This window comes from Kordiimonas aquimaris (assembly GCF_025574485.1).
Classification (GTDB): Bacteria; Pseudomonadota; Alphaproteobacteria; order Sphingomonadales; family Kordiimonadaceae; genus Kordiimonas; species Kordiimonas aquimaris.
This window is the reverse complement of sequence record NZ_JAOBPO010000002.1, coordinates 445,172-469,968: the sequence shown is the minus strand read 5'-3', so window position 1 is coordinate 469,968 and position 24,797 is coordinate 445,172. Positions and strand designations below refer to the sequence as shown.

Genomic DNA, 24,797 nt, shown 5'->3' with positions numbered 1-24,797 from the left:
ATTAAGAAACTATGCACTGCCAGCACATTCCAGCATGGCACTTTCAATCGCTTCAGCAGGTTTTTGACCGCCCCACATCACGAACTGGAACACAGGATAAAATCGCTCACATTCACCAAGCGCTGTTTCGATCATCGTTACAATATGATCCTCGCCAATTGTGCCAAGCATCGGGTCGTTAGCAAGGCTTGCATGCCGGTACAGAAGCGCGCCTTCTTCAGCCCAAAATTCAAAATGACCGATCCACATACGCTCATTGATCAAACCAATGGCCTCATACACATCACCGCGCTTAGCCTCCGGCACCTTTAGATCAAACATGCATGCAAACTGAAGGGTTTTAAATTCTTCTCGCCAAAACACGCGAAACTGCACATCTGTATACTGGCCAGAGATAAACATCGTAAGCTCATGATCATCGTGCCGCTCAACGGTCCAATCATTAGCGCCCGCAAGTTCTTCTGCCATATCAACAGGATTAATATTCAGGATGTCTTCGTGGCCGGTATTGAGTGTGGTCATCTCGCTTCCCTTCTGAGACGGCCTACCGGACTAAACCCGGCAGACGATTGCGCCGGTGCTGTCCTAGTCTGTAGTTGCCAGATACACGAAATCTGGATCCTTTCATTAGACTAAACACTATATGTAGCGTGCCAAAGCGAAAGCGTGCTGGCAAGCAGGAAATGATGACAACTCAAATTTATCTGTGGAAAACTTTTTAAAGCATCACATAAAGAGACCGAATTTTCACCGCCTAATCAGCCGGTTATTTTTCTTACCTCATGCACAGCATAGAAATAGGGAATTTAAAAATAATTCTCTCTATCGAAGAGCTATAAATTAGTTTTTGGCTTTGAGAGCATCGATTTCAGCGCGGAGGTCTTCATTCTCCATACGCGCTTTTTCAGCCATATCACGAACAACTTCAAATTCCTCACGGCTAACAAGGTCCAGACCAGCAAGCTGTTTATCAAGCCAAGCCTGAAACATGCCTTCCATTTCGCCCTTAACACTGTGCGCCGCACCAACAGCACCCGTTGCCAGTTTTGCCATGTCATCCATGAATTTATTTGTCGTTTGCATGCTGCTGCTCCTTTAACTCGTTCACTTCATATGGTCGAAAGCGTATCAAATTGCAATAACCCACATGAAAAAGGGCGAAGTGTCGCAGCTCACTTCGCCAATGAGGCATACCTTCATCCATGAAGGCCTGACCAGCTTTAAGTTAACCGATCACCACTTGCTCATTATCGAAGATGGACTGAAGCTCGGTCTGATCCACGCCTTCCATTCATAATTATGACGTGTATGTCTACACACCGCTGGACAGGTGAAGAAGATCACTTATGATGCATCAATCTGGCTAAATATGCTGGAAAACAGGCGAGAAGGATAAACTCTGTGAATGAACTCATTGCCGCTGGCGTTGTCAGTTTTCCCAACATTGACCCGGTGATCTTTTCACTCGGCCCGATTGCTATCCGCTGGTATTCAATGGCGTATATTGGCGGCATCATGTTCGCATGGTGGTATATCAGACGCGAGACAGAAAAACCTGGCGCACCGCTATCTGCCACCCATATTGATGATTTCATAACCTGGGGCATGTTGGCAATCATCGTCGGCGGACGTCTGGGTTACGTTTTATTCTATAACTTTCAGGCCTACCTGCATCATCCCGGGCGCATCATACGCGTGTGGGACGGCGGGATGTCTTTTCATGGTGGCTTGATCGGCGTCGTCATTGCACTCGCCATTTATGTGCATCGCCACAAACTCGATCTATTCAAAGTTGGTGACATAGTTGCTGTTGTCAGCCCTATTGGCTTACTTGCAGGTCGGTTGGCAAACTTCATCAATGGCGAGCTTTGGGGCCGCCCAACTGATGTGTCCTGGGCCATGATTTTTCCGACTGACAGATTGCAGTTGCCGCGCCACCCAAGTCAGCTTTATGAAGCGTTGGGTGAAGGCCTGATATTATTCATCATATTGCACCTGCTGTATCACAAAACCCGCCTTGCAAAGCAGGCACCCGGTGTTATCGCAGGTCTGTTTTTTGTTGGATACGGCATTACCCGTTTTCTGGTCGAATTTGTGCGCGAACCAGACTCGCATCTAGGACTGATGGAAATTGGCTTATCGCGTGGCCAGCTGCTAACCTTCCCAATGTTTATCTTTGCTGGTTGGCTGATATACAGAGGACTACAAACCAAGCGCGCCAACGCCTGAGCATCAATACATGAACGCGTTATATGAACACCTGCTGAAACGCATCAATACGGATGGTCCGATAAGCCTTTCGGATTATATGGCAACATGTCTGATGCACCCCCAGCATGGCTATTACCAAACCGAACGCGTTTTTGGTCGCGAAGGTGACTTCATTACCGCGCCAGAGGTTAGCCAGATGTTTGGTGAGATGATTGGGCTTTGGCTCGCTGACCGATGGATAAACATGGGCAGGCCTACATCCGTTAACCTGATTGAACTTGGCCCGGGGCGCGGCACATTGATGGCTGATATTCTCCGTGCAACTGCAGCAGTCCATGATTTTCAGGATGCAATTGATGTGCACTTTGTCGAAGCCAGTACACAGTTGAGAGCAAAGCAAGCCGAAGCTGTTCCTTGTGCATCTTGGCATGATCGCTTTTCTGACATTCCTACCGGACCAGTGCTGATTGTTGCAAACGAATTTTTCGATGCTTTGCCAATTCATCAATATGAAAAACTGGATGGCCAGTGGCACGAGCGTGTGGTGTGCGCCGTTAAAGGCAGGCTTGGGTTCGGCCTTGCGCCTTGCGGACCACAATTTGCAATGGTGAATGATGAAATAAAGGCTGGCTCAGATGGCAGCATAGCCGAAGTATGCCCTGCCGCGCTTTCTATTGCAGGTGATATTTCAGATTACCTTAAACACCACGGCGGCGCTGCCCTTATCATTGATTATGGGTACCGTAAAAGTGCCGCTGGTGACACATTTCAGGCCATGAAATCACACAGTTATGTTGATCCGTTTTTGGAACCAGGCATGGCAGACCTTACAGCACATGTTGCATTTGATCAGCTAAAGTCTGCAGCCAAGGAAATAGGGGCAAAAGTATACGGACCAGCAACGCAAGGCATGTTCCTTATGGCAATAGGGTTGGGCGCACGTGCGCAGGTCTTATCACAAGATGATACGCCAGGTTCGCAGGAACGCATTCTATCTGAACTAAAACGGCTAACGTCTAATGATCAGATGGGAACACTTTTCAAGGTATTGGCAATACAGAACGCTGACCTCCCTGCACCACCTGGACTTTAACTACTACTGGCCAGTTACTTCATGCGATTGATTTTTTAGAGGCGAACAGGATTTTCAATACCTTCAGGCAGACCAAAGCCAATATCGATGAATTTACCTTCAAAAACATCGTCCGCAATTGTCAGTTTCTCGCGTGGTTCTCTCTGATCAAGCTTTCTTGGCAATTGATTAAATGCAAGAAACAGAACGCCTCCATCAGAACCTGTCATGGGTAAAACAAGTGATGGCACTTCTTTTCTGGCGCCACTCGAGTAATGCGTTGAAAAGCACATTATGCCGCCACATGGGGCCGATGCCATGCCATTCCACCATTTTTCGCCAACTTTTTTCGATGCTTCACCGAAGAAATCAAACAGATTATCTTCAAGTCCAACCTGCTGTACGCGCTCAGACACCCGGCTACCCATCAAACGGCACCGTAAATCAAGGCGACTCTTTAACTCATATATTTGGAGGCTATCCGCAAATTTGGCAAATTCCTGTAACCTAATATCCGAGCGCAAAGGCACAGCATTGCCTTTACGGGCTGCCTGCCACGCAGCTATAAAGTCCGGAAAAAGCTCACGCTCGATAATGCTGTCGAAATCTTTACTCATGAGCCATTCAAAATATTAGTTGTAGTATTAAACATTTATACCGCAGCTTTCTAACAGGCATTACGAGGTCAAGCCTAACTGTTTTAAGACCAGAAAAATGATCTAAGGCTAAAATAATGAAAATTTCGTTATTTAGATTTCATTATGCAGCGAAGCTTGGCAAAATAGAGAAATATGATTTCACACCTTATCAACAACAACGCCTTTGACGGCGTATCTTATGGTTTTCTGGCGCGCGATGGCGGTGTGTCATCAGGCATATATAAAGGCCTAAACTGCGGGCCTGGCTCCAATGACGCCCCTGAAAACATTGAGACAAACCGGAAGACGGCGTCCGAACTGGTCTCTGGTAGCAAAAGCACACCATTGGTGAGTTGCTATCAGGTTCACGGCAACAATGTATGTGAAGTCATCGATGACTGGGGCAATAACCGACCAAAAGCAGATGGTATGGTCACGCGCAAACACGGCATTATACTCGGCATTCTCACAGCGGACTGTACACCTGTATTATTTGCCGACCCGAAGGCCGCCGTTATTGGCGCCGCACACGCAGGCTGGAAAGGCGCACTATGCGGTATATTGGAAAACACTATCGCTAAAATGGAACAACTTGGCGCCAACCGCGAAAACATAACGGCAATGATTGGTCCGACAATACAGCAGAACAGCTATGAAGTTAGCGCAGCGTTCCGCGATAATTTTTTATCGCACGAGGTAACTTATGAACAGTTTTTTGCCGCTGGCAACAATCCCGGACACTGTCAGTTTAATCTGCCAGCATTTGTTGCCTACCGACTTGAAAACGCTCAGGTCGCCTCTGTCGCTAATGCAGGTATCGATACATATAGAAGCGAAGCACATTTCTCCTATCGGCGCACCACCCATCGTCACGAGCCAGATTATGGCCGACAGTTATCAGGAATAATGTTAGCGCCCTAATCTGCGAACTGTTTCCGCATGATTGGGCTGTTGAGTGCCTGCCAAATAAACTTGGGCCACATATACCATGCGCTTGCTACTTGTTCGACGCCGTTCAGTAGGCCATCAAGGTCTTCACGGTCGTATACATGACCCGCCAGAATAACTGTATCAATTGATCGTACAGCCTTTATGTCTTCAAGGGGATTAGCATCAAGCAACACAATATCTGCGCGCGCACCTGATTTTATAACCCCAGCCCTACCGTGCAAACCAAGAAATGCCGCGGGTTTGATCGTCGCACTTTGCAGCGCATCAAATGGCGAAAGACCTGCTTCAACAAGGTGCTCCAGCTCATCTGCCAAGCCCAAACCGGGAAAAGCAAAACTGTCTGGTGCATCGGTGCCAGCCAGTACCGTTACTCCAGCACGGTGTGCGATGCCGGTTTGTTCAAGGCCAAAGCGGTATATTGCCATATAGCTTTCCTGGCCACCGTTACCTGCCTTGCGCGCCATATTGTCCGCATCATTCAGCCAAAGCATGCGCAGCGGTGCAGGGATATATTTCAAACGCGGGTCATTTCGGTATGCAGGATCAAGTGCAAACGCATCAAGCTTACGCGTGGTATGTGTTGGCACGTAGGCTGTGCCTGCATCAGCCATCACCTTCATCAAATCTGCGCACTTTTCCTTGTCATGCTCCGCAATCATCTTCAAACGTGTTTCATATGTATAATGCGCAAAGAAATCATCCAGACCACGCAAGTCACTCATATCCGGATAGCATTCAAAAACAAACAGCAACGCATGCTCGAAGCTGCGTTGACCAGCTTCAACTGCCTCGAAGCCGCTAACGGCTATAGGCAAATGCCCTGCCACATACATATCGTTTTCATGGGCAGCCTTAGTCAGGGCAAAGTAACTGTCGCGCGGCAGCTGTGTATATGATTTCAAATAATCAATACCGCGCGCTTTATCATAGGCCACACGGGCAACAGCACCTTCAGGCGTTGCCCCGCCAAGGCTTGGGTCCAGATCGTCTGGTATTTCGCTGCCACCGTTTATGGCGAGGCTGGTTACTTGATCATAGCGGGGCCCAACGATTTCAGCATTTTTAACAGCTGCATTCCATGCACGTTTTTCATCCGCACAAGCAACCCACGGATCATCAATACCCATACAACCATTAATGTCGCGGATCGCTGTTACGCCTGAAGCAATAAACAGTGGATGTGTTAGCATTGGCGACATTTTTATGCTGTGGGCATGCATATCAAACAATCCAGGCACAGCGTATCGCCCCCTGCCGTCAAAAGTCGGAATATCACTGACCGCAGCACGATCACCGACAAATACGATATCTCCATCTTTAATCAGAATCTGCTGATCATTGATGACGTTGCCGGTTTCCACATCAACAACATTAACGTTGGTGATCAGCATTTGCGCTGCACGCACATTTGGCACAGGCGCATCCACTGGCCACAAAACAGCTGTGGCAAACCAAACAATTAACATGAGAGTAGCCGCGCCCAATATCTTGAGCGCTCCAAGTGTAAATTTCCTCAACTGTCGTAACCTTTCTTTATTTTGTTACGTTACATATGCTTACGCGGCCTTCGCTTTACAATATTCGGCACAAATCATGAGAAAATTTCAAAAGATCATACACCCCGTCTTTACAGCCCTGATCAGCACTGCTAAAGGTCCGAACAAGGGTTAAATCTTCATCACGACGGAGGCCACAATGGGCATGAAGATTCTGACGGGGAATTCAAACTCCGAACTAGCAGAAGCGATTGGTGCATACTTGAATATGCCCCTTGCCAAGGCGTCAGTTAAAACATTTTCTGACAAAGAAGTTTTCGTTGAAATTCATGAAAATGTCCGCGGTGAAGATGTATTTTTGATCCAACCGACCAATTATCCAGCCAATGACCACATGATGGAATTGCTAGTGTGCATTGACGCACTGCGCCGCGCCTCCGCACGCCGCATTACGGCTGTTCTGCCATACTTTGGCTACGCCCGTCAGGACCGGAAGCCCGGGCCGCGCACACCTATTTCAGCAAAACTTGTCGCTAATCTGATCACCACCGCTGGTGCTGACCGCGTGTTGACCATGGACTTGCACGCTGGTCAAATTCAGGGTTTCTTTGATATCCCGACAGATAATTTGTACGCCATGCCTGTCTTGGTGCGTGACCTCAAAGAAAAATATGCTGGTCGCGAGATGACAATTGTGTCGCCTGATGTTGGCGGTGTGGTACGTGCCCGTGCCTACGCAAAGCGTATGGGCGCACCAATCGCTATCATCGATAAACGCCGCGAACGCGCTGGCGAATCTGAAGTGATGCACATCGTTGGTGAAGTGGCTGGCACACACTGCGTTTTGGTTGATGATATCGTTGATAGCGCAGGCACGCTGTGCAACGCTGCACAGGCGTTAATGGATGCTGGTGCAAAGTCAGTATCCGCATACGTGGCACACGGTGTTCTGTCCGGCCCGGCCTATGAGCGCATCAACAACGGTGTCATGGACGAGCTGGTTATCACAGACAGTATTCGCCCAACGGAAGAAGCGAGAAACAGCAAGAAAATTCGCGCTGTGACGGTTGCGCCGTTATTGGCTGAAGCGATGAACCGTATCGCGCACGAAACAAGCGTTTCCAGCCTGTTTGATTAAAGCTTAATTGCTACACGGATATAAAAAGGCCTTCCAATTCGGAAGGCCTTTTCGTTTCACACCAAATGTGAGTGCAAATCTAATCGCCGTTTTTAACAAATCTTGCTAATGCAACTTGCGGCATGGTTTGGTTTTCATAAACTTTGTTCATACCTTTTTCGATGAAGGTCGCTAGAAGAAACGGCAAGCGTGAATTAGCAAACGGGTGGCCTGGGCCATCAAAATCATTATGGCGCTGCGTCACTGGCTTGCTGTATCAAGCCGCCTAAGCCGTCCCCATAAACAAAGTTTCTTCATCAACGAAGCAAATCGGGTTTCCAAAAGGATCGTTCGCATAAAACAAGCGCTCCCCCCATGGCATTGCCTCTATATCACCCTGAATGTCTGCACCGGCATCTTTAGCGCGCTCAAAGATGCTCTCCAGATCACTGACCGAAAAATAAAAATACTGGTTTTCATGCATTGACCAACCGGCTCCAATTTCGTCGCCGTCAGCCTTCGGGTCATAAAGCGCGAGAACAGTACCGCCACACTGGAAATAGTGCCTGCCCGGTGACACACGCTCACCAGGCTCATCAAACATGGCACTGTAAAACGCACTTGCTTTATCAATGCACGCCACTGGAAGAATAACTCTGAATAGCCCTTTTATCATTGCGTTTCTCCGCCGTTGAATTACGCGAATTCGACCCAGATAAAGATACAGCTTAAGCCGCGCCTCAGCAATAAAGGTAGGAAACGGCTTAAGCTTGAGTCAAATCAAACAATACCAGCAGGCAGTACTCTAGCTGCACATACAGATAAAGAACCGGACTGAAAGCTTTGATAATCAAGCACGCAAACCAAGAAACCGCATAGTAAAACTGATTGTGTTCATATAGCCATGCGCCAAAATCTGCGGCCACAGGTTGTTCTTGCCAAACCACACATAAATGATGCCCAGCATCAAACCAATAACACCTGTCACAACAAACCCGAACGGGCCTTGGTAATAGGCATGCCTGTACCCGAAAAACACTGCTGCCAGCGCAACAGACAAGGCGGTTGCCCACATTTCACCGCCTAAAAAGCTTTCAAAACGGTTGATGATAAAAGCACGAAACAGCATCTCTTCAAAAAACGAACCATGTGTCCAGATCAGTACAAGCCAGACGGCAAACATGGGCACATCACCCTTAAGGTCGCCGAAGCGATCAGCGACATAGGCCCTGTCAAAAAAGAGCTCGGCAATCTCGCTACCTACGGCGCCGGCCAGCACAATAGCGGCGAACACACCGCCAGACAGCAGTAATGTTTTCAGAATATTGTCGGGCTTCCTGAACCCCAGCTCAGCCCATGACATGCCCGCGGCACGCAACCGCCATGTGGCAAAGGCCATCGCGGTGAACGTGGAAATGGGGCCAGCATATTTGATGGTGTACAGCAGAAAGAACTGCTTTACCGCCACAAGTACAATGATGATGAGCGCGGCGTCGCCGAATGCGCGCCAGTTAAGCGAACGGGGTTTGCCCGTTTCAGCAGAAGTGTTATTATTCATTTTTTCCTCACGTCGGACAGTGACCTGCCACTCATTATATACGGGCAATTTTTTGCCACTTGTTGTGCAAGAAATGTAGGAAACTCAACGCGGTTTTTCAATCCGCTTTGGTAAGTTAAAATCAAAGTTTCATGCATATTCATTTATTGAACGCACGGCTATGATAGCCGTCACATTGACATTTTCGCATAAAGTGTAATAATAACGCGAAATAGTTGTGTAAGCAGAATTTTATAGAGCTAATCAAATGCATTTTCTTATTCTCGTAGCTATTACTCCGTTCTCCTTTCCAACTACGTCGCAATCAAATATTTGGCAGTGGTTGATTAATGCGCCTGAAAACTAACACCGATATTTACCCATTACTTAGGAAGTTAAGAAAAAATACGAACTAATCGTTGATAAACTAGAGGCGGATGCTGTTGAGGTTATCATTTCAAACTGTCAGTCCACATACATGGTTTTTCACTAGTTGAATAAAACCACACAGTTTGAACGCTTATGTGAAGAAATTGACTCCTATGAGAAGTGGTCTGGGAATACTTTCAAATCCATGAAGATCATTAGCCCGCAAAAAATGGCTGCTATGAGGCTATCACGTAATGGATTAGCAAAGTCATTTACTCGCGGAGAGCTATGGTTGCGCCTGCTGAGTATTGGCTTTGATCTTTCCTATATACTTTGGGGGAATAGGACCCTTAAATAAACCACCAAGGAGATTAAACTAGTGTATTGGGGCATGGATATAGGAGACTGGTTAACTCTGCTTGTTGCTGTTTGTGCGTTAACTCTAACGATGCTGCAAGCTTTCTGGCAGAGGCGGCATGACAGAGGTGCGGTTAGACCTCTGTTAAAGATACACTTAAATTATCAAAATAAAGTTGAGAGTAATCGTGCGTCCATTGAAATTACAGTAACGAATCTGGGATTGGGGCCAGCTATTATAACTTCTTCCATACTCACTAAGGCCAAAAAAGAAACAACATTCAAAGCTATGGCTGAACAAGTTCTTGTAGGAAGAAAAGGGTCAATTATAGATTTTTTTGACATGGATGGAACTAGAGAAGCCATAATAGCTGGTGATACACTCGTCTTATTAAACATGGATTTTCCAGTAGCCGAAGATAAGAGGTTTATTGAGGTTATAGAACAAATGTATGATTTCAACTTGCGTATAAAATACACCTCCATTCTTGGTGATAAGTACAAATCCATCGTTGAAGATGGAGCATCGCTGAGAAAACGTTTCACATAATCTCAATCAATTAAGAAATAAGTCACATGGGAGACACTATAATGAGATTATTAATGCTGTTAACTGTCGTGTTTAGCATAGGCACCGCACACGCCCTTGCCCAAAGCGAGGTAGAAACTCATGACAATCAAATATTAAAAAGCCAAAATGGTCGCTTTGTGTTCGGTCAAATATCAAGATTCAGGCGAGACCAATACATGCTAGATACTCATACTGGTAGGTTATGGCAAATTGTTGAAGATAAACAAAAACAGACATACTTGTCTGAAGTATCCTACCAAGTTTGGGGGGGCGCATTCACAAGCATACCTACTGATGCACAAACAGACAAATCCATAAGAAATATGCTTATATAAAATGCTCTCGATGCTCAAAATCAAGAACCGGCAAAGAAATAGTTAAAAAAACTAATAGTCTACAAGTTCAGACGAATTGTCTCCACTCGAAGTCTTATGCGTCAGAAACATTGGAATCGAAGGTTTCCTCAAGCGCTTTTGCAAGTCCGCGTGAACAATGATCAAAGGCCTAAGCCGAAGCTGAAGCCTTTGATCGCCCAAAGTTTATCCATGTGCCTGATGCCTGTTTAGTTCCGGCGGCGCAGAAAGATTGGGCCCGGCACATCTGCGTCCGGATACAGGTCTTCCATACCCTTCTCAAGGAAGGATGCCAGCATTGGCCCAACGCGCACATTCATCATGTCACGCAGGTATGCGTATTCTTCGCCGTCATAACGGATCACGCTGGAAAACTTTGGCAACAGCGCGGTTACAACCCGCTCGCTGCGCACCACCCTGCCATTTGCGTCAATAATGCTCATGGTGCCTTTCATCCGTGTCGGCCCTTGAGAGTATCGCGCCAGTGAATAATTGCTGACATTGAAATCATCAATTTCAACACGCAGCGTGTGCGCAGGGTTATGGCTCTCAATTTTCGAGAGGTTATATGCCACCATGGCATTTGCCAGCGCCTGAACGGAATAATCATCCACTTCGGGGATCAGCTTTTCATGCGCGAACTTAACGTTCTTGAAATACACCTGATCAGCACGGCCCGGGCGAAAACGCCGCGACCCTTCCTGACGGTACTTGCGGAAAAATTCCTCGCGACGCACCTCAAGCTGGTTCAGGCGGTCCATGTCGCCTTCGATTTGCTCACTAAACACCACTTCCACATCGGCAGACGCCGGCACAGCCAGCATCATTGGCAACGCAGTGGCAGCAACCATCATAAATTTTATCATCTTCATTGGGCCTCTCCTTGAGATCACAGCGCCTATCCCGCTCTTTATAGCTTTTACACATAATAGTTTCTACCTGAACCAACTATGAACAGATACATAAACCAAAGTTTAATATGATATGGCTATCTACCACGTCAAAGCAACAGTTTGGGAGTGCTTTGCCATGCAGGTTTCGCTATGAACATGCGTACATAAAATTCGTTGTTTACTGACACACTTAAAAAGCAGTGAGAACAAGCGCAAAAACCTTGCATTTCCGTCATATTCGGGCTAAACCCCGCCGACTCGTATGAGATCGCTCATATGGGCAACCCGTCCTTGCATCCCTGGAGGAAGAGACGGTCGGTAAATGGATGAGCCATTTAACCGCACAAAGTTTGGAGAAAGTGAATGGCTGACGTCATCACCATCGAAGCAGAAGCACGTGAGCGGATCGGCAAGGGAGCTAGCCGCGCAGCACGTCGCGAAGGCTTCGTACCTGCCGTAATTTACGGTGATAAAAAAGACCCTGAATCAATTCAGATCAAACGCAACGAAGTTGTTCGTCTGTTAAACCGTGGCGGTTTCATGTCACACACATACGACATCAAAGTTGGTGGCAAGAAAACAACTGTTCTGCCACGTGATCTGCAACTGCACCCGGTAACTGACATTCCGATGCACATTGACTTCCTACGCCTTGGTAAAGGCACAATGATTACACTGGCTGTGCCTGTGCATGTTATTGGTGAAGATGTTGCACCTGGTATCAAGCGCGGCGGTGTGATCAACCACACTCGTCACGACGTTGAATTGAACGTTCCTGCGGATGCAATTCCAGAGCATATCGAAGTTGATATTTCTGACCTTGACCTTAACGGCGCAGTTAAAATTTCTGATATCACGCTTCCTAAAGGCGCGACACCAGCAATTACTGACCGTGACTTCACCATCCTTGCCATCGTTGCACCAAGCGGCCTGAAATCTGCTGGTACTGGCGACGACGAAGAAGAAGGTGCTGAAGGCGCTGAAGGCGAAGAGGGTGCAGCAGCTGAAGGCGAAAGCACCGAAGAATAATAGCGACCGGAGCGCGCCCCGCGCTCCGTCTTGCTTCTGTGCCTGAGTTTAACACTCACATAATGGGGCTTGCACCCAAACAAGGGGGTTTTCATGCGACTTTTTGTTGGTCTAGGTAATCCGGGCAGCAAATATGAAAACAACCGGCACAACATCGGATTTATGGCGGTGGACGAGATCGTGCGCCGCCATAATTTTTTGCCCGGCGTTAACGAAGGCAAAAAGCGCTGGCAGTCTCTGACCCACGAAGGACGGCTGGGCAGTGAAAAGATTATTCTGATCAAACCACAAACATTTATGAATGAAAGCGGCCGCGCTGTTGGCGAAGCCATGCGTTTCTTCAAACTTAGCCCTGCAGACATTGTGGTTTTTTACGACGAGCTTGATATTGCCTTTGGCAAAGTGAAAGCCAAAGTTGGCGGCGGTGCTGCTGGCCATAACGGCATCCGCTCCATGATCGCTCATATCGGCGCAGACTTCATGCGGGTGCGCCTTGGTATTGGCCACCCTGGTGATAAGGCACGAGTACACGGCCATGTGTTGGGTGATTTTGCCAAAGCCGAACACGGCGCGCTGGATGATATGATCAACGCAGTTGCGGCTGAAGCAGCATATATTGCAGACGGCGATAGCGCACGGTTCCTGACCGAAGTTGCACGGCGCATTAATCCGCAGCGCCCCAACGGCGACGCCAAAGCTGCGAAAGCAAAAACAAAACAATCTGCTGCACCTGCAGCAATTAAGAAACAACCAGACGGCCCAATGGCCGCTGCGCTCAAAGCGCTTAAAGATAAAATTAAAGGTGACTCATAATGGGATTCAAGTGCGGCATCGTTGGCCTACCGAACGTTGGCAAATCAACGCTATTTAATGCTCTTACCAATACGGCAAGTGCTGCAGCAGAAAACTATCCCTTCTGCACCATTGAGCCCAATGTCGGCAATGTGCCTGTGCCAGATGATCGCTTGTTCAAGCTTGCTGAACTTGCCAGCTCAAAAGCAATTCTGCCAACGCAGTTATCGTTTGTTGATATCGCCGGTCTTGTACGCGGCGCGTCGAAAGGTGAAGGATTGGGCAACCAGTTTCTGGCTAACATCCGTGAAACAGATGCCATCTGCCATGTGCTGCGCTGCTTTGAAGATGATGACATTACCCATGTGGATGGCCGTGTTGACCCTGTTTCGGACGCAGAAACCATTGAACTTGAACTTGTTTTTGCTGATCAGGACAGCTTAGAGGGACGCATCCACGGTCTTGGGCGCAAGGTACGCGGCGGTGACAAAGAAGCCATTCTGACCATGAAAATGATCGACAAGGTATTGCCGCTTCTTAAGGAAGGCATACCGGCACGTAAGGTCAGTATTGATAACGAAGACGAAGCACGCGCCTTCAAGGAGCTGCAACTGCTAACTTCTAAACCCATTCTTTATATCTGCAATGTTGACGAAGACAGCGCAGCAACCGGCAATGAATTTTCAGCTACGGTTGAGAAAATGGCCGCAAGCGTCGACGCCGGGTGTGTTGTTATTTCAGCGGCAGTGGAAGCTGAAATTGCCCAACTGGATGACGAAGAAGAAAAAGGTGAATTTCTTGAGAGCCTCGGCCTCGGTCAAACGGGCCTCGCACGCGTTATTCGCGCAGGTTATGACTTATTGCACCTTGTGACATACTTCACTGTTGGTCCCAAGGAAGCACGGGCATGGACCATTACAACCGGCACAAAAGCACCGCAAGCAGCTGGTGTGATCCACACGGACTTTGAAAAAGGCTTTATCCGCGCTGAAACAATCGCATATGACGAGTATGTTGGTAATAGCGGTGAGCAAGGCGCCAAAGACGCAGGTAAGATGCGCCTTGAAGGTAAAGAATATGTTGTCGTTGATGGTGACGTGTTGCACTTCCGCTTCGCGAACTAGGCAACAACCTAGCAGCCACCACGTCTATGGTTTGATAAACAAGCCATAGGCAGCACCTGTGCGCCGAGCATTCACAACCAGCACAAAAATAGCAACGCACACCATTGCTACTTCGCTTAACGGTGACGCATACCAAATGCCTGGTTCAGCCATGAAATGCGGCAAAATCAGTGTCAGGGGAATGGTAAATAAATATGTTTTACCAAGGCCGAAGATAGCAGCACGCTTTGCATCTCCACACGCCTGAAAGTAACCAGCCAGAATAAGAAGCTGCGCAAATGCCACTAGCATAAGCGTGAAGATAGGTAAGATACGCCCCACTTCGGCAATCACCATTGTATCTTCAGTGAAAAGCGCTCCTATGGGTTCTGCTGCCACAAACAGAATGAGTTGCATCACCGCGCTGTATACAAACGCAGCCAGCAAGGCAATTTTAAGTGCGCTGTTGGAGCGGCCATACATTTTAGCGCCCATATTATTACCAACAATACTTTGGGCTGCTAAGTTGAAACCAAGCAACGGCAAGTAAACAAAAGTAAACACACGCGTTATAATACCGTATGCGGCGACAGTTGTGGCATAAGCGTCACCCGCAAATATTTGAAGCACAGAAATAATAACGGCTGACATAACGCTGACACCGATAAAATTCAGTGAACTGGGGATGCCAAGCGCAATCATCTCTCGCCAACTGGTTGTTATATTGGCAAGCTTGGCTAAAAGCTTTAACCGCGTGAAACCTGATAACCGCGCCCACACCACCACAACAGACGAGATACCTTGTGCCAAAATAGTACCTAAAGCAGATCCGAACACACCGTATTCAAGAACAGCGATCAACAGATAATTCAGAGCCACATTCAACAATGTTGAGCCAACAGCAATACCGGCCAGAAACTGGTTCTTTCCTTCGCTGCGCAGACTGTCACTCTGCAGCCCCAGCATGAATGTAATAGGCGAGAAATAGATAAGTAACGCAATGTAATCATGCCCCATTTGCGCAAGAACAATATCTTGGTTGGCAAGGCTTAGGATCAATGCATTGCCAAACAGTAAAAACAGTATGATAAGAAGCCCGCTCATAACAACAGACAGCACATGAGCAGACATCAAGGTTTGATTTGCCCCGTCAATGTCATCAGCACCTAACTGGCGCGCTATGACACTTGCCATGCCGTTACCTACCAATGTTGAAAGTGCAATAATTAGCATAAACATAGGGAACATTAACGTTACGGCTGTGAGCGCATCCGCACCGACAAAAATACCTAAGAATAATGCGTCAACGACAGTGAACAGGCCATTCACCAACATAATGACGATGATCGGCGTTGCCATTTTCACGTATAACCGTGGGATCGCACCGGATAAATAGGGGTTTTTGGTCGCAACCGGCAACTCTTCATCCATTTTGAAATCGCCCATCAGGATAAATTTTCATTATATATTTTGTAAGCGTGTCTATCACTCGAACAGCAATACACTTTTTACGTTGATGCGAAAGCTTTTAAAGGAAGAAAGTCACTGAACGTTATGCATAATTTTCAACAGACTTTAAACCGAGTGCTTCGAAAACATACGGCATCGAGCCCTGCGAAAACAACATGATCGGCATGATGATGAACCACGTGTTGGCACCAACGATTAAATCAATCGAAACACAGCTAATAAATATGATTGTCGGCGCATAAAATACCAGCCGTTCACGGTTTGAATATGTTGGCTTGGGCGAAATGCGGTACGCTTCTATCTGCCTGTAAACATATAAACTTATAATCAAATGAACTGTCGCAAAAATAAGGATAACAACAAAGATGCCTACACCTGGCAAGACTTCAAACCAATCCTGGAATACTGCCGCCAACCCAACCAATGTCGGTGTCAATGACGCAAACACAGAAAGCCAAAGTCGGGTCATTTGCAGCGTGCGCAGGCGCCCTCGCTCACGTGTCACACGATCACTATAGCTATACCAAATCATTCCGGCACTGAGCAGTTGCAGGTTAAGGACAATTTCCCACCAAATACGTGATTTAACAAAAGCAGTTCCCGCTGCCTGCGATGCAAAATACTGATCGAACATCAGCGCGAGTATGCCGCCAGCAATAAGCCTTGAAAGCACACCCATAACAGCGCGCGCATCGTGAATTACCAAGCTCCTTCTATGCTTTTCAGCATTATTTAGCATAACGGCTATCCAGACCAGCAAACATAATCATACAAGCTACACGAATTAACCTCGCACTGAAAGTAGAATAAGCCTTTGTTTTTTCACGCTATCGATGTGTCCTGACCACTACACATCTATTATAGCCGATAAAAATCAATGCCATCATCAGTCATTTCACGAACGTAGACCAAACGCCTTCACAATAAACGGCATGGCACCTTGTATGTATGTAAGCACTGGTATCGCATACAGCCAGAAAACACCGCCCTGAGGCGCATCAAATACAGAAATCAATAACAACAGTATTATGGGTGAATAAGTGGCTGCATAAAAAAGTCCGGATGCAGGCCTGTTGGGGTTGCTGCGTTTCTTTTGCACACGCATATGAACCCACAAACCGAGCAGCCAATATAAAAACACCGCTGCACAAAACAAAGAGATCAGCAATGGTGAAGGTTCATACTCAAACCAATTGAACCCAACACCCGCAACACCGAAAAAAGTGGGCAACAGCACTGTAACAATTGTAAACCAAAGCCGAATAATTTGCAGACGTTTAACAGCGCCTGTGGAATTTTCTATACGATCGCTGTAGCAAAACCACATCATTGCGGCACTGAGAATTTGTACATTTAGAACAATTTCCCACCAAAGACGTGATCGACTAAGCGCGCCCTCCACAACATTAAGATATTGATAAAGCATCGTCGCCAAAATGATGCCTGTAATGATCAGTGCAATGGCGCCAAACAATGAACGAACATCATGCAGGCTCATGTGGCACTCTCCTCAATGACCGCCTCAAATACGGTAATGCGACTTGAAGATAGCCAAAAAACGGCGTCAGTACATAGACAAAATCATAATCTGTCAAAGCACCAAAACCCAGCAAGGCAAACAAAATGATAGCCGGCCAGAATTTCAAAATTAGTTTCTGCACGGTTATATTCAGTGTCTTTTCACCTGTATTACTGAACCTTCGCGCAAGAAAGATCAAGCATGTGGTAATTAGCCATGTACCTGAGAAGACATAGTGCACTGCTATTATGTTGGGCCTTATGGTGGGTTGCCTGAACCAATCAACGTAAGCGCCAAGAATTAACAAGGCAGCAAGTGCAAGCACAGCGATCATCTCTGTGCAAAATTGCATAATGACCATCCGTTTTTTAACATCGCTTGCCATCATGATGCGATCGCTGTGCGCATACCACATTAAAACAAGACATAAAATTTGGAAGTTAAGCGTGATTTCCCACCACCAGTGAGACATAAAAATGTCATCACCAAAGTAATCACGGTAAAAATAAAATGCATTAGCAAGAGAAATTAGAAAGCCAACAATAAGGAGTGCAATGGCGCCGAAAAAAGATCTGGTGTCTTTTATGAACTCCATTCTTGCACTGGCCCCTCAATCATATCGACTGTGACAACCAGAGACCGGAAACCCGGTCTCTGGTTATTTCATTTATTCGTTCTTAAAAACGTTACCCGCCTTCATTACAAAACTTACATCCGTCAATGCCGTAATGTCATCAAGTGGGTTTTTATCCATGGCGATAATGTCAGCATGCTTGCCCTCAGATATTGTGCCAAGGCTGTCACTCATGCCTGCAAGATCAGCTGCAACAACCGTTGCAGATTTGATCACATCCATCTCCGGCATGCCAGCTTGGTTCATTAACACGGCTTCCTGTGCGTTAATGCCATGCTTCGATACACCGCTGTCTGTACCAAAAGCAATCTTCACACCACCGCGATACGCATTCCCAAAATTTTCAATAAGGTCTGCGCCAACACGAAGTGCTTTTGCACTTATTGCAGCAGAGCTGATTTGACCAGCTTTTGCCATTTGGACAACCGTATCGCCTGCCAGTAAGGTCGGCACAAGGTATGAACCATTTTCTTTGAACAAACGAATTGACTCGTCGTCGGCATATGTGCCGTGCTCAATACTGTCAACACCAGCTCTCAATGCAGCATTAATACCACCAGCAGCATGTGCGTGCGCTGCCACTTTGCGGCCCAAGCCATGCGCGGTTTCAACAATAGTTCCCATTTCGGCATCAGTCATTTGCTGAGCAGTACCTGTCGTTGTATCAGACAGCACACCACCAGTTGCCGTAATTTTAATAACATCAGCACCGTACTTCACCGCTTCTCGCACAGCACGCAAGCAATCGTCACCACCGTTACACATTGTGCTCGATGTATACTTTTCCAACAAATCGTGACGCATGCCGTCAATATCGCCGTGGCCGCCTGTTGCTGCAATCATACGACCAGCAATTATGCGGGGGCCTTCAATCCAGCCCTTTTCAACGCCGTCGCGCAATGCGTTCAAGTGTGTGAACTCATTACCCATATCTCGCACAGTGGTGAAACCTGCGTGCAATAATTTACGCGCGAAGCCAACACTTTGCATACCAATATCAGCACTTGATAGACGTACTTTTTCACTATCGTTTTGCGGGCCTAGCTCCATTTGAATATGAACATGCATGTCCATCATGCCAGGCATCACAAACTGATCTTTGAGATCAATAACTGATGCGTCATCACCGAACTCACTGGCTGCAAGATAACCATTGTGCACAGATACAATACGCCCGTCCTCGATAACAACCGTCTGCTCGGACTTTGGTGCTTCACCCGGCGTTGCAAGCAATTGGCCTGCATGAATAACACGCAGATCTGCCGCCTGCACAGATAGCGTCCCCAATGCTGCAACTGCTGCAAATATTGCAGTAGAAACAACTGATTTTGTTACTCGTTTCATGTTTACTCCCCAGTTATCAGTTGAAATACTGATTTTGTGACAAGCCCCGTGGTGAACAAATATGTGACCCCGCGCTTTCGCAGCTACGAGATCAGCGTTGTTCTCGTCCACCTCCCAGAGACTACTCTCAAGGCTGTTTTCCCAAACAAACAACCTTTGTATAAATGAGTGTGGCATAGCCGGCGGAAATGTCAAACAAACCAGCTAAAGAACAGGCCTTATAACTGATATAAGCACAGCGCCCTACATGCAGTGTTTGTATCTCACGTTACCAAGTTATTTTGGATCGGTTATTGAGCCAATACAAACGTTAATCCCTGCCAGCATTAACGCGATTCGGCTTTGTCAGCATTGGCCGTACCAGACAGAAGGTCTTGCTCATGAGGCAATTCTTCGTTGGTCAGATCCAGATTTTTCAAATACATGACAATACGCCCCATACTTGAAGACACTTCCGCACGAACAGGAAGCATATATCGTCCTTCTGCAAAGGACTGCACCCATATTTTGGGCGGCATACTTTCATCTTCTTTACCAGCAGCGCGGCGTTTTTCTGCTTTCTTGCGACGTTTCTCAGCTTTTTTCTTCTGTTTTTCGGTCAAGATACGCTTGCCTGCGACAAGTTCATTGGAAAAACCGCATTCGTGGGCCGCTCCAGCGTAAGGCGATTTACCGCTTTCATCCAAAGTAGATGGCTCTGGTAAACACGAAAACTGCCACTCAAAAACGCTGTCACCATCAAACGAGCGCGCTGAAACAGGTGTGCCGTCAGCGGCTGTTTCCAACGGTGTTGTAATTAACTGGATTAACACAGATGCTGGGTCAGGCCCTACCTGCATGTCTTCTGGGATTGGTTCTCGTTTAGATTCTTCCAGCCATTTTTTGGGCCAATCCAGCTTCTGCTCAACAAGTGCGCCGTTTGCATCAAACGTCATCACTTTCGCATAATCTTTGCCGTCCCATCGGCCCTCAGAAGAATACAGAGAAGGTACCGGTATCCCGTCATCACCTAATTTACCTCGTGCCACCAATGCACTGCGACCGTTGGCAAATAATTTGGCAATACCCCGCATACGGAAATTGATCGACAGATCATATGCGTCATCACCAACCAAAGCACCGGTTTCTGCTGAGGCAACCAAAATACCTTTCCAGTAAAATCCATACTCGGCTTTTAAATTCTCAGCCGCATTGAGCGGGCTGAAACCAAGTATCGCCATAATGCTTAAAGTCAGTATTGTCCGGGGTGCCATCAGTGTATTGCCTTTTCTTTTATTCTTTGTACGACATGTTTCACGTAAAATATGGCCAGATCAAGGGCAAAATTAATGCGGTCAGCAAACCGTTGCTCGCCATAGCAAAGCCGCTGGCAGCACCGATCACTTCACTTTTGCGAAATGCTTCAGCTGTCGCTATGGCATGTCCAGCAGTGCCAAGCACCACTCCTATGCCGACAGAGTCTGTAAATGCCATGCGGCGTAAAATGGGCGGGCCAGCCACAGCCGTTACGATACCGGACAAAACAACTATTGCTGCCGCGATCGACATATGTCCGCCAATTGCATTTGTCGTTGTCACAGCAAGCGGTGTTGTAATTGACTTAACTGCAACGGTGGCCAGCATTGCATCGGGGGCACCAATAACTATACCAACAATAACAGCGCAACCCACACCCGTTACCGAACCAGCGACAATTGCAGCCACAACCGCTGATACGTTATCGCGCACCACCGCCAAATGACGTACAATTGGCAGCGCCAAAGCCACAACAGCCAGTTCCAGAAAATATTCAAAAGGACGCACGCTTTCCAAATAAATAGCAAACGGAACATGAAGCAGCTTTAAAGCAACAATAATGATAACAGTCGGCAGCAAAATTGGATGCAACCATAACTTACCATCACTGCGCTCATACAGCTCAACTGCACCTATATAAAGCGCAATTGTCACGATAAACCAGACAAGATCAATCATTGGCCTGCCCTTGACTATGCACTGTGCTGACAGTTGGCCGCCCAGCAAAAAGGCGATAAGCAAACATGGCACTCATTAGCCCGGCAAGTGTTGCACCAATTACGGTGAAAACAATGAGTACCCATTGCTCTGCAAGTAAGTTTTCTTGCACAGTAACACCGACCAAAACCGGAATGAAGAATAAGGGCATATATTGAATAAGGGTGCCGCAACCTGGCTCCAATAAATCAGCAATAGTTCGGAAAACCACTACTAAAACTGTCAAAACGGCCAGCGCAACAATTGCCGCGGGTAAACCATAAAAGCCAACAAACACCAGTGTATAACGTGTTGTCATTAACAAGCCCCACAGCACGGCAATTCCAATTAATGCTTTCATACAAGCCCTTTCGTTACTTGCACCTTACCGCGAACTATATCGCATGTACAAAAACCTTTCTTTGCTTGAACATGTACATAAATGCGCCAAATTGTCTGATAGATCAAACAAGGAGAAACCATGTTCAAAGTATTCTATGAAGACCTGAAAATCGGCGAAACAGAAGAATTTGGCTCTTACGTTGTGACGCGCGAGGAAGTGGTTGACTTTGCATCTAAATATGACCCGCAGCCGTTTCATCTGGACGAAGGGCTTGCAAAGAATTCAGTGTTTGGTGATTTGTGCGCAAGCGGTTGGCACACTGGCGCCATGATGATGCGCATGATTGTAGACAGGTCTATCGACACGGGCTTTGCCAGTATGGGGTCTCCGGGGCTTGACAAAGTTGAATGGAGAAAACCTGTGTTTCCCGGCGATACATTGTCCCTTCGCGGTAAAATTGTTGAGATGCGCGAAAGCCAATCACGGCCAAATTTAGGGCTACTTAAATCCGAATATGAAGTGTTGAACCAAAAAGATGAAACTGTCATGCGGGTGATTGCCAACAGCATGATGTTAAAACGCCCCACTTAGGCACGGCCCAACAAGGCACGCACACGCTTAACTCTCAGTAGATAAAGCGTTGCAAGTATCCCGGCATATATCAGTGGTTCAGCCTGAAAACCTTTACGCATCATAATGAAATGAACAATTACCAAGACACCGATAACATATACGCTTCGGTGCAGTGTTTGCCAGCGGCGTGCTGATAATCGTTTTATCCACCCTTTAGTGCTGGTAACCGCCAGTGGAATGAATAGAAGAAACGCAGCAAAACCAACTGTTATATATAGCCGCTTCATTACATCAGCCCAAAGCTCGACCCAATCAAACAACATATCGAGCCAAACATAACTGGTGATGTGCAAGCAAACATAAAAGAAAGCGAAAAGGCCAACCATGCGGCGAAATAAAATCGGCTTTGGTGATTTTATCAATTTGGCAAGCGGTGAAAGTGCAAGCGACATCAACAAAATCCGCATAGCCCAATCACCAGTGAAGCGATTGGATGTTTCTTGCGGATTAAAGCCCAAGCCATTTGGCTGATATTGAAATGCCAACCACCAGTTCCAAGTCAGCCATATGGCAGGCACCAATAGCGCCAGAAACACTATTGGCTTGCCATACCGGCGCAACTGATTGGTCGTGATACTAGTAACTGTATTCATCCCTTCAGGCATTCAAAACAGCAAACATCGAAATTTAGTCAGGTCTTAAAAGTTTCTGGCTAAATCCATACCAGCATACATATCAGCAACAAGTTCGCCGTATCCATTAAACATTTCTGTAGGACGACGACCAAACTCGCCAATGCGTCTTTCACGCGCTTGGCTCCAACGTGGGTGGCTAACCTCAGGGTTCACATTGGAATAAAAACCATATTCACGCGGAGCAGAAGCCTGCCAAGTCGTCACCGGCTGTTCTTCAGTCAATGAAATGCGCACGATAGATTTCACATGTTTAAAACCATACTTCCATGGCACCGCCAAGCGTACTGGCGCACCATTCTGGTTAGGTAACTCTTTGCCATACAAACCCACTACCAGGAATGAAAGGTCATTCATAGCTTCGTCCATACGTAGCGCCTCAGTGTAAGGCCAGTCTAATACGGGCCAGCGCAGGCCGGGCATTTGCTCTTTATCCGCCAAGGTTTCAAAGCGCACGTATTTTGCACCTGATTGTACACCAATTTTTTTAAGCACAGATGATAGCGGCACACCAATCCACGGCATCACCATCGACCATGCCTCAACACAGCGGTGGCGATAAATGCGCTCCTCAAGGGCGTTAAAGTCAATCAAGTCTTCTATGCCGTATGTCGCAGGCTTATCAACAAGTCCGTCAACCTGAATTGACCATGGTTTTGGCTGAAGTCTCCAGGCGTTTTGGGCAGGGTCACTTTTGCCCGTTCCAAACTCATAATAGTTGTTATATTGCGTAATCGCTTCTTCGGGTGAAGGTGATTCGCCGGGGCTATAGTCTGTTTTGCGCGCGGACAAGGCATTTAGCTTGCGTTGTGGCTGAGCTAAAACAGAAGGAATTATTGTTGCAGCGCCAGCTGCCGCCGCTCCGAGCAATATATTACGGCGGTTCAGGTAAGCATTTTCACCAGTTACGGAATTTTCGCTTTCCTGCCACTTTTCTTTACGCTTGATCAACATGATTTTATCCTCTCGCTTCTTAAATAAGATTTGTACGCAGTAACGTCCAATCACGAGTTTGTTGCCAAGCGTTACTTGGTGCGTTATGCCCCAGCACATTAAGCGACGCGCCGTGTTGGACCAGATGCCAGTTTCTACAGCCATGCACGGATACGAAGCTGATTGTTTTGAGTATGTTTTGAGTTAGGTCTATTTAAGATGACTTCCATGTTAAAGGACTTGCGCTTTTGCGATAGCGCCAGCGTCCTTCTGGATTATTGGTTATCCATCAAAGCGGATGATCAATTATGCCCGCTGAAGCGAGATTTTTCGCCGATGCAATTAAAAGCGGCTCTGCCTGATTTGTTTTTGGCAGAACAACACAATGATAATTACGCAGAACTGCGGGTTGTTGGATCAAACATTGTTGAAATTACTGGCTCGGATAAAACCAGAGCCAATGTATATGATATCTGTAGGCCCGAACATGCACCAACTATCAAGCAGATATACGGCGAGATTCGTTCAGGTACTGTTGCTGCTGTCAGCGAGCATATCATAAACAATCAATACGGACAGCGCGTTGCAAAATCATTACACCTGCCGCTACGGTCTAATGACAATGACGTGCGGTTTGTTGTTGGTGTCGCTAAGGCGCTGCCGATTGCTTCAGACCATCATGAAATTATCGGCAGCTCAACGCACTCAGTGATTGGACAGTCAATCATAAACCGCTCTCTAATGGACATGTCTGTGAGTTATGTGCCTTTAACGCAGGCATACACCCCGCTTTAGATAAAAAGCCGGG

The 24,797-nt window shown here is 47.0% G+C and carries 29 protein-coding genes; 11 read left to right on the top strand and 18 right to left on the bottom strand.

Going from position 1 to position 24,797, the window contains the following annotated elements:
* Positions 1-9: 9 nt before the first annotated feature.
* Positions 10-522, bottom strand: coding sequence for a type III secretion system chaperone family protein (locus OEU88_RS07965; RefSeq protein ID WP_262694620.1), 513 nt, complete (start codon positions 520-522; stop codon positions 10-12).
* A gap of 318 nt (positions 523-840) precedes the next feature.
* Positions 841-1,083: an accessory factor UbiK family protein gene (locus OEU88_RS07960; protein WP_262694619.1), complete on the bottom strand. Its 243-nt coding sequence runs from the start codon at positions 1,081-1,083 to the stop codon at positions 841-843.
* 318 nt (positions 1,084-1,401) lie between these two features.
* Here OEU88_RS07960 and lgt point away from each other — a divergent pair, with 318 nt between their 5' ends.
* Together lgt and OEU88_RS07950 are read left to right on the top strand one after the other, a co-directional pair.
* Positions 1,402-2,229, top strand: coding sequence for a prolipoprotein diacylglyceryl transferase (gene lgt, locus OEU88_RS07955; RefSeq protein WP_262694618.1), 828 nt, complete (start codon positions 1,402-1,404; stop codon positions 2,227-2,229).
* Positions 2,230-2,239: 10 nt separating this feature from the next.
* The gene (locus OEU88_RS07950; RefSeq protein WP_262694617.1) at positions 2,240-3,304 is read left to right on the top strand and encodes a class I SAM-dependent methyltransferase; all 1,065 of its coding nucleotides are present in this window, start codon (positions 2,240-2,242) and stop codon (positions 3,302-3,304) included.
* Between the two features lie 35 nt (positions 3,305-3,339).
* Here the strand turns inward: OEU88_RS07950 and OEU88_RS07945 are convergent, their stop codons facing one another.
* Positions 3,340-3,900: a PAS domain-containing protein gene (locus OEU88_RS07945; RefSeq protein ID WP_262694616.1), complete on the bottom strand. Its 561-nt coding sequence runs from the start codon at positions 3,898-3,900 to the stop codon at positions 3,340-3,342.
* Positions 3,901-4,074: 174 nt separating this feature from the next.
* Between OEU88_RS07945 and pgeF the strand changes: the two genes are divergently transcribed.
* Entirely contained in the window at positions 4,075-4,842 is a 768-nt protein-coding gene (gene pgeF / locus OEU88_RS07940) for a peptidoglycan editing factor PgeF (protein WP_262694615.1), read from the top strand.
* Here pgeF and OEU88_RS07935 read toward each other — a convergent pair.
* The gene (locus OEU88_RS07935; RefSeq protein ID WP_262694614.1) at positions 4,839-6,338 is read right to left on the bottom strand and encodes an amidohydrolase family protein; all 1,500 of its coding nucleotides are present in this window, start codon (positions 6,336-6,338) and stop codon (positions 4,839-4,841) included. The genes pgeF and OEU88_RS07935 overlap by 4 nt on opposite strands.
* Positions 6,339-6,573: 235 nt before the next feature.
* On the opposite strand from OEU88_RS07935, the gene OEU88_RS07930 reads away from it, so the two are divergent.
* A complete protein-coding gene (locus tag OEU88_RS07930) occupies positions 6,574-7,506 on the top strand; it encodes a ribose-phosphate pyrophosphokinase (RefSeq protein WP_394805245.1) in 933 nt (310 codons plus the stop codon).
* 79 nt (positions 7,507-7,585) lie between these two features.
* Here the strand turns inward: OEU88_RS07930 and OEU88_RS07925 are convergent, their stop codons facing one another.
* The 3 genes from OEU88_RS07925 to OEU88_RS07915 form a co-directional block, all read right to left on the bottom strand.
* Complete coding sequence (locus OEU88_RS07925) at positions 7,586-7,750, bottom strand: hypothetical protein (RefSeq protein WP_262694612.1); 165 nt, start codon at positions 7,748-7,750, stop codon at positions 7,586-7,588.
* A gap of 21 nt (positions 7,751-7,771) precedes the next feature.
* Positions 7,772-8,161 carry a VOC family protein gene (locus OEU88_RS07920; protein ID WP_262694611.1) on the bottom strand — a complete coding sequence of 130 codons (390 nt, stop codon included), beginning with the start codon at positions 8,159-8,161 and terminating at the stop codon, positions 7,772-7,774.
* A gap of 174 nt (positions 8,162-8,335) precedes the next feature.
* Positions 8,336-9,043 carry a CPBP family intramembrane glutamic endopeptidase gene (locus OEU88_RS07915; protein ID WP_262694610.1) on the bottom strand — a complete coding sequence of 236 codons (708 nt, stop codon included), beginning with the start codon at positions 9,041-9,043 and terminating at the stop codon, positions 8,336-8,338.
* Between the two features lie 739 nt (positions 9,044-9,782).
* Here OEU88_RS07915 and OEU88_RS07910 point away from each other — a divergent pair.
* Positions 9,783-10,298 carry a hypothetical protein gene (locus tag OEU88_RS07910; RefSeq protein WP_262694609.1) on the top strand — a complete coding sequence of 172 codons (516 nt, stop codon included), beginning with the start codon at positions 9,783-9,785 and terminating at the stop codon, positions 10,296-10,298.
* A gap of 41 nt (positions 10,299-10,339) precedes the next feature.
* Entirely contained in the window at positions 10,340-10,654 is a 315-nt protein-coding gene (locus OEU88_RS07905; RefSeq protein WP_262694608.1) for a hypothetical protein, read from the top strand.
* A 227-nt stretch (positions 10,655-10,881) separates the two neighbouring features.
* On the opposite strand, the gene OEU88_RS07900 is transcribed toward OEU88_RS07905, so the two are convergent.
* Positions 10,882-11,544, bottom strand: a complete 663-nt coding sequence (locus OEU88_RS07900) for a hypothetical protein (RefSeq protein ID WP_262694607.1) — start codon at positions 11,542-11,544, stop codon at positions 10,882-10,884.
* Positions 11,545-11,928: 384 nt separating this feature from the next.
* On the opposite strand from OEU88_RS07900, the gene OEU88_RS07895 reads away from it, so the two are divergent.
* The 3 genes from OEU88_RS07895 to ychF all read left to right on the top strand — a co-directional run bounded on the left by OEU88_RS07895 (position 11,929) and on the right by ychF (position 14,510).
* Positions 11,929-12,594 carry a 50S ribosomal protein L25/general stress protein Ctc gene (locus OEU88_RS07895; RefSeq protein ID WP_262694606.1) on the top strand — a complete coding sequence of 222 codons (666 nt, stop codon included), beginning with the start codon at positions 11,929-11,931 and terminating at the stop codon, positions 12,592-12,594.
* Between the two features lie 93 nt (positions 12,595-12,687).
* Complete coding sequence (pth, locus tag OEU88_RS07890; protein ID WP_262694605.1) at positions 12,688-13,407, top strand: aminoacyl-tRNA hydrolase; 720 nt, start codon at positions 12,688-12,690, stop codon at positions 13,405-13,407.
* A complete protein-coding gene (gene ychF, locus OEU88_RS07885) occupies positions 13,407-14,510 on the top strand; it encodes a redox-regulated ATPase YchF (protein ID WP_262694604.1) in 1,104 nt (367 codons plus the stop codon). The genes pth and ychF overlap by 1 nt, the downstream gene beginning before the upstream one ends.
* 24 nt (positions 14,511-14,534) lie before the next feature.
* On the opposite strand, the gene OEU88_RS07880 is transcribed toward ychF, so the two are convergent.
* The 8 genes from OEU88_RS07880 to OEU88_RS07845 all read right to left on the bottom strand — a co-directional run bounded on the left by OEU88_RS07880 (position 14,535) and on the right by OEU88_RS07845 (position 21,809).
* On the bottom strand, positions 14,535-15,935 hold the full coding sequence (locus tag OEU88_RS07880; protein WP_262694603.1) for an MATE family efflux transporter: 1,401 nt from the start codon (positions 15,933-15,935) through the stop codon (positions 14,535-14,537).
* 106 nt (positions 15,936-16,041) lie between these two features.
* Entirely contained in the window at positions 16,042-16,665 is a 624-nt protein-coding gene (locus OEU88_RS07875; RefSeq protein WP_262694602.1) for a hypothetical protein, read from the bottom strand.
* A 189-nt stretch (positions 16,666-16,854) separates the two neighbouring features.
* Positions 16,855-17,457, bottom strand: a complete 603-nt coding sequence (locus OEU88_RS07870; protein ID WP_262694601.1) for a hypothetical protein — start codon at positions 17,455-17,457, stop codon at positions 16,855-16,857.
* Entirely contained in the window at positions 17,444-18,073 is a 630-nt protein-coding gene (locus OEU88_RS07865; RefSeq protein WP_262694600.1) for a hypothetical protein, read from the bottom strand. Before OEU88_RS07865 ends, OEU88_RS07870 begins: the two co-directional genes overlap by 14 nt.
* A gap of 72 nt (positions 18,074-18,145) precedes the next feature.
* Positions 18,146-19,456 carry a metal-dependent hydrolase family protein gene (locus tag OEU88_RS07860; protein WP_262694599.1) on the bottom strand — a complete coding sequence of 437 codons (1,311 nt, stop codon included), beginning with the start codon at positions 19,454-19,456 and terminating at the stop codon, positions 18,146-18,148.
* 326 nt (positions 19,457-19,782) lie between these two features.
* Complete coding sequence (locus OEU88_RS07855) at positions 19,783-20,709, bottom strand: DUF3108 domain-containing protein (protein WP_262694598.1); 927 nt, start codon at positions 20,707-20,709, stop codon at positions 19,783-19,785.
* Positions 20,710-20,749: 40 nt separating this feature from the next.
* Entirely contained in the window at positions 20,750-21,430 is a 681-nt protein-coding gene (locus OEU88_RS07850) for an LrgB family protein (RefSeq protein ID WP_262694597.1), read from the bottom strand.
* The gene (locus OEU88_RS07845; protein ID WP_262694596.1) at positions 21,423-21,809 is read right to left on the bottom strand and encodes a CidA/LrgA family protein; all 387 of its coding nucleotides are present in this window, start codon (positions 21,807-21,809) and stop codon (positions 21,423-21,425) included. Before OEU88_RS07845 ends, OEU88_RS07850 begins: the two co-directional genes overlap by 8 nt.
* A gap of 120 nt (positions 21,810-21,929) precedes the next feature.
* Between OEU88_RS07845 and OEU88_RS07840 the strand changes: the two genes are divergently transcribed.
* Entirely contained in the window at positions 21,930-22,382 is a 453-nt protein-coding gene (locus OEU88_RS07840) for a MaoC family dehydratase (protein ID WP_262694595.1), read from the top strand.
* Here OEU88_RS07840 and OEU88_RS07835 read toward each other — a convergent pair.
* Together OEU88_RS07835 and msrP are read right to left on the bottom strand one after the other, a co-directional pair.
* Positions 22,379-23,017: a protein-methionine-sulfoxide reductase heme-binding subunit MsrQ gene (locus OEU88_RS07835; RefSeq protein WP_262694594.1), complete on the bottom strand. Its 639-nt coding sequence runs from the start codon at positions 23,015-23,017 to the stop codon at positions 22,379-22,381. The genes OEU88_RS07840 and OEU88_RS07835 overlap by 4 nt on opposite strands.
* A 45-nt stretch (positions 23,018-23,062) precedes the next feature.
* Complete coding sequence (gene msrP / locus OEU88_RS07830) at positions 23,063-24,010, bottom strand: protein-methionine-sulfoxide reductase catalytic subunit MsrP (RefSeq protein ID WP_394805244.1); 948 nt, start codon at positions 24,008-24,010, stop codon at positions 23,063-23,065.
* Positions 24,011-24,217: 207 nt separating this feature from the next.
* Between msrP and OEU88_RS07825 the strand changes: the two genes are divergently transcribed.
* Positions 24,218-24,784 (top strand): PAS domain-containing protein, encoded by a 567-nt coding sequence (locus tag OEU88_RS07825; protein WP_262694592.1) that lies wholly within the window; start codon positions 24,218-24,220, stop codon positions 24,782-24,784.
* Positions 24,785-24,797 lie beyond the last annotated feature (13 nt).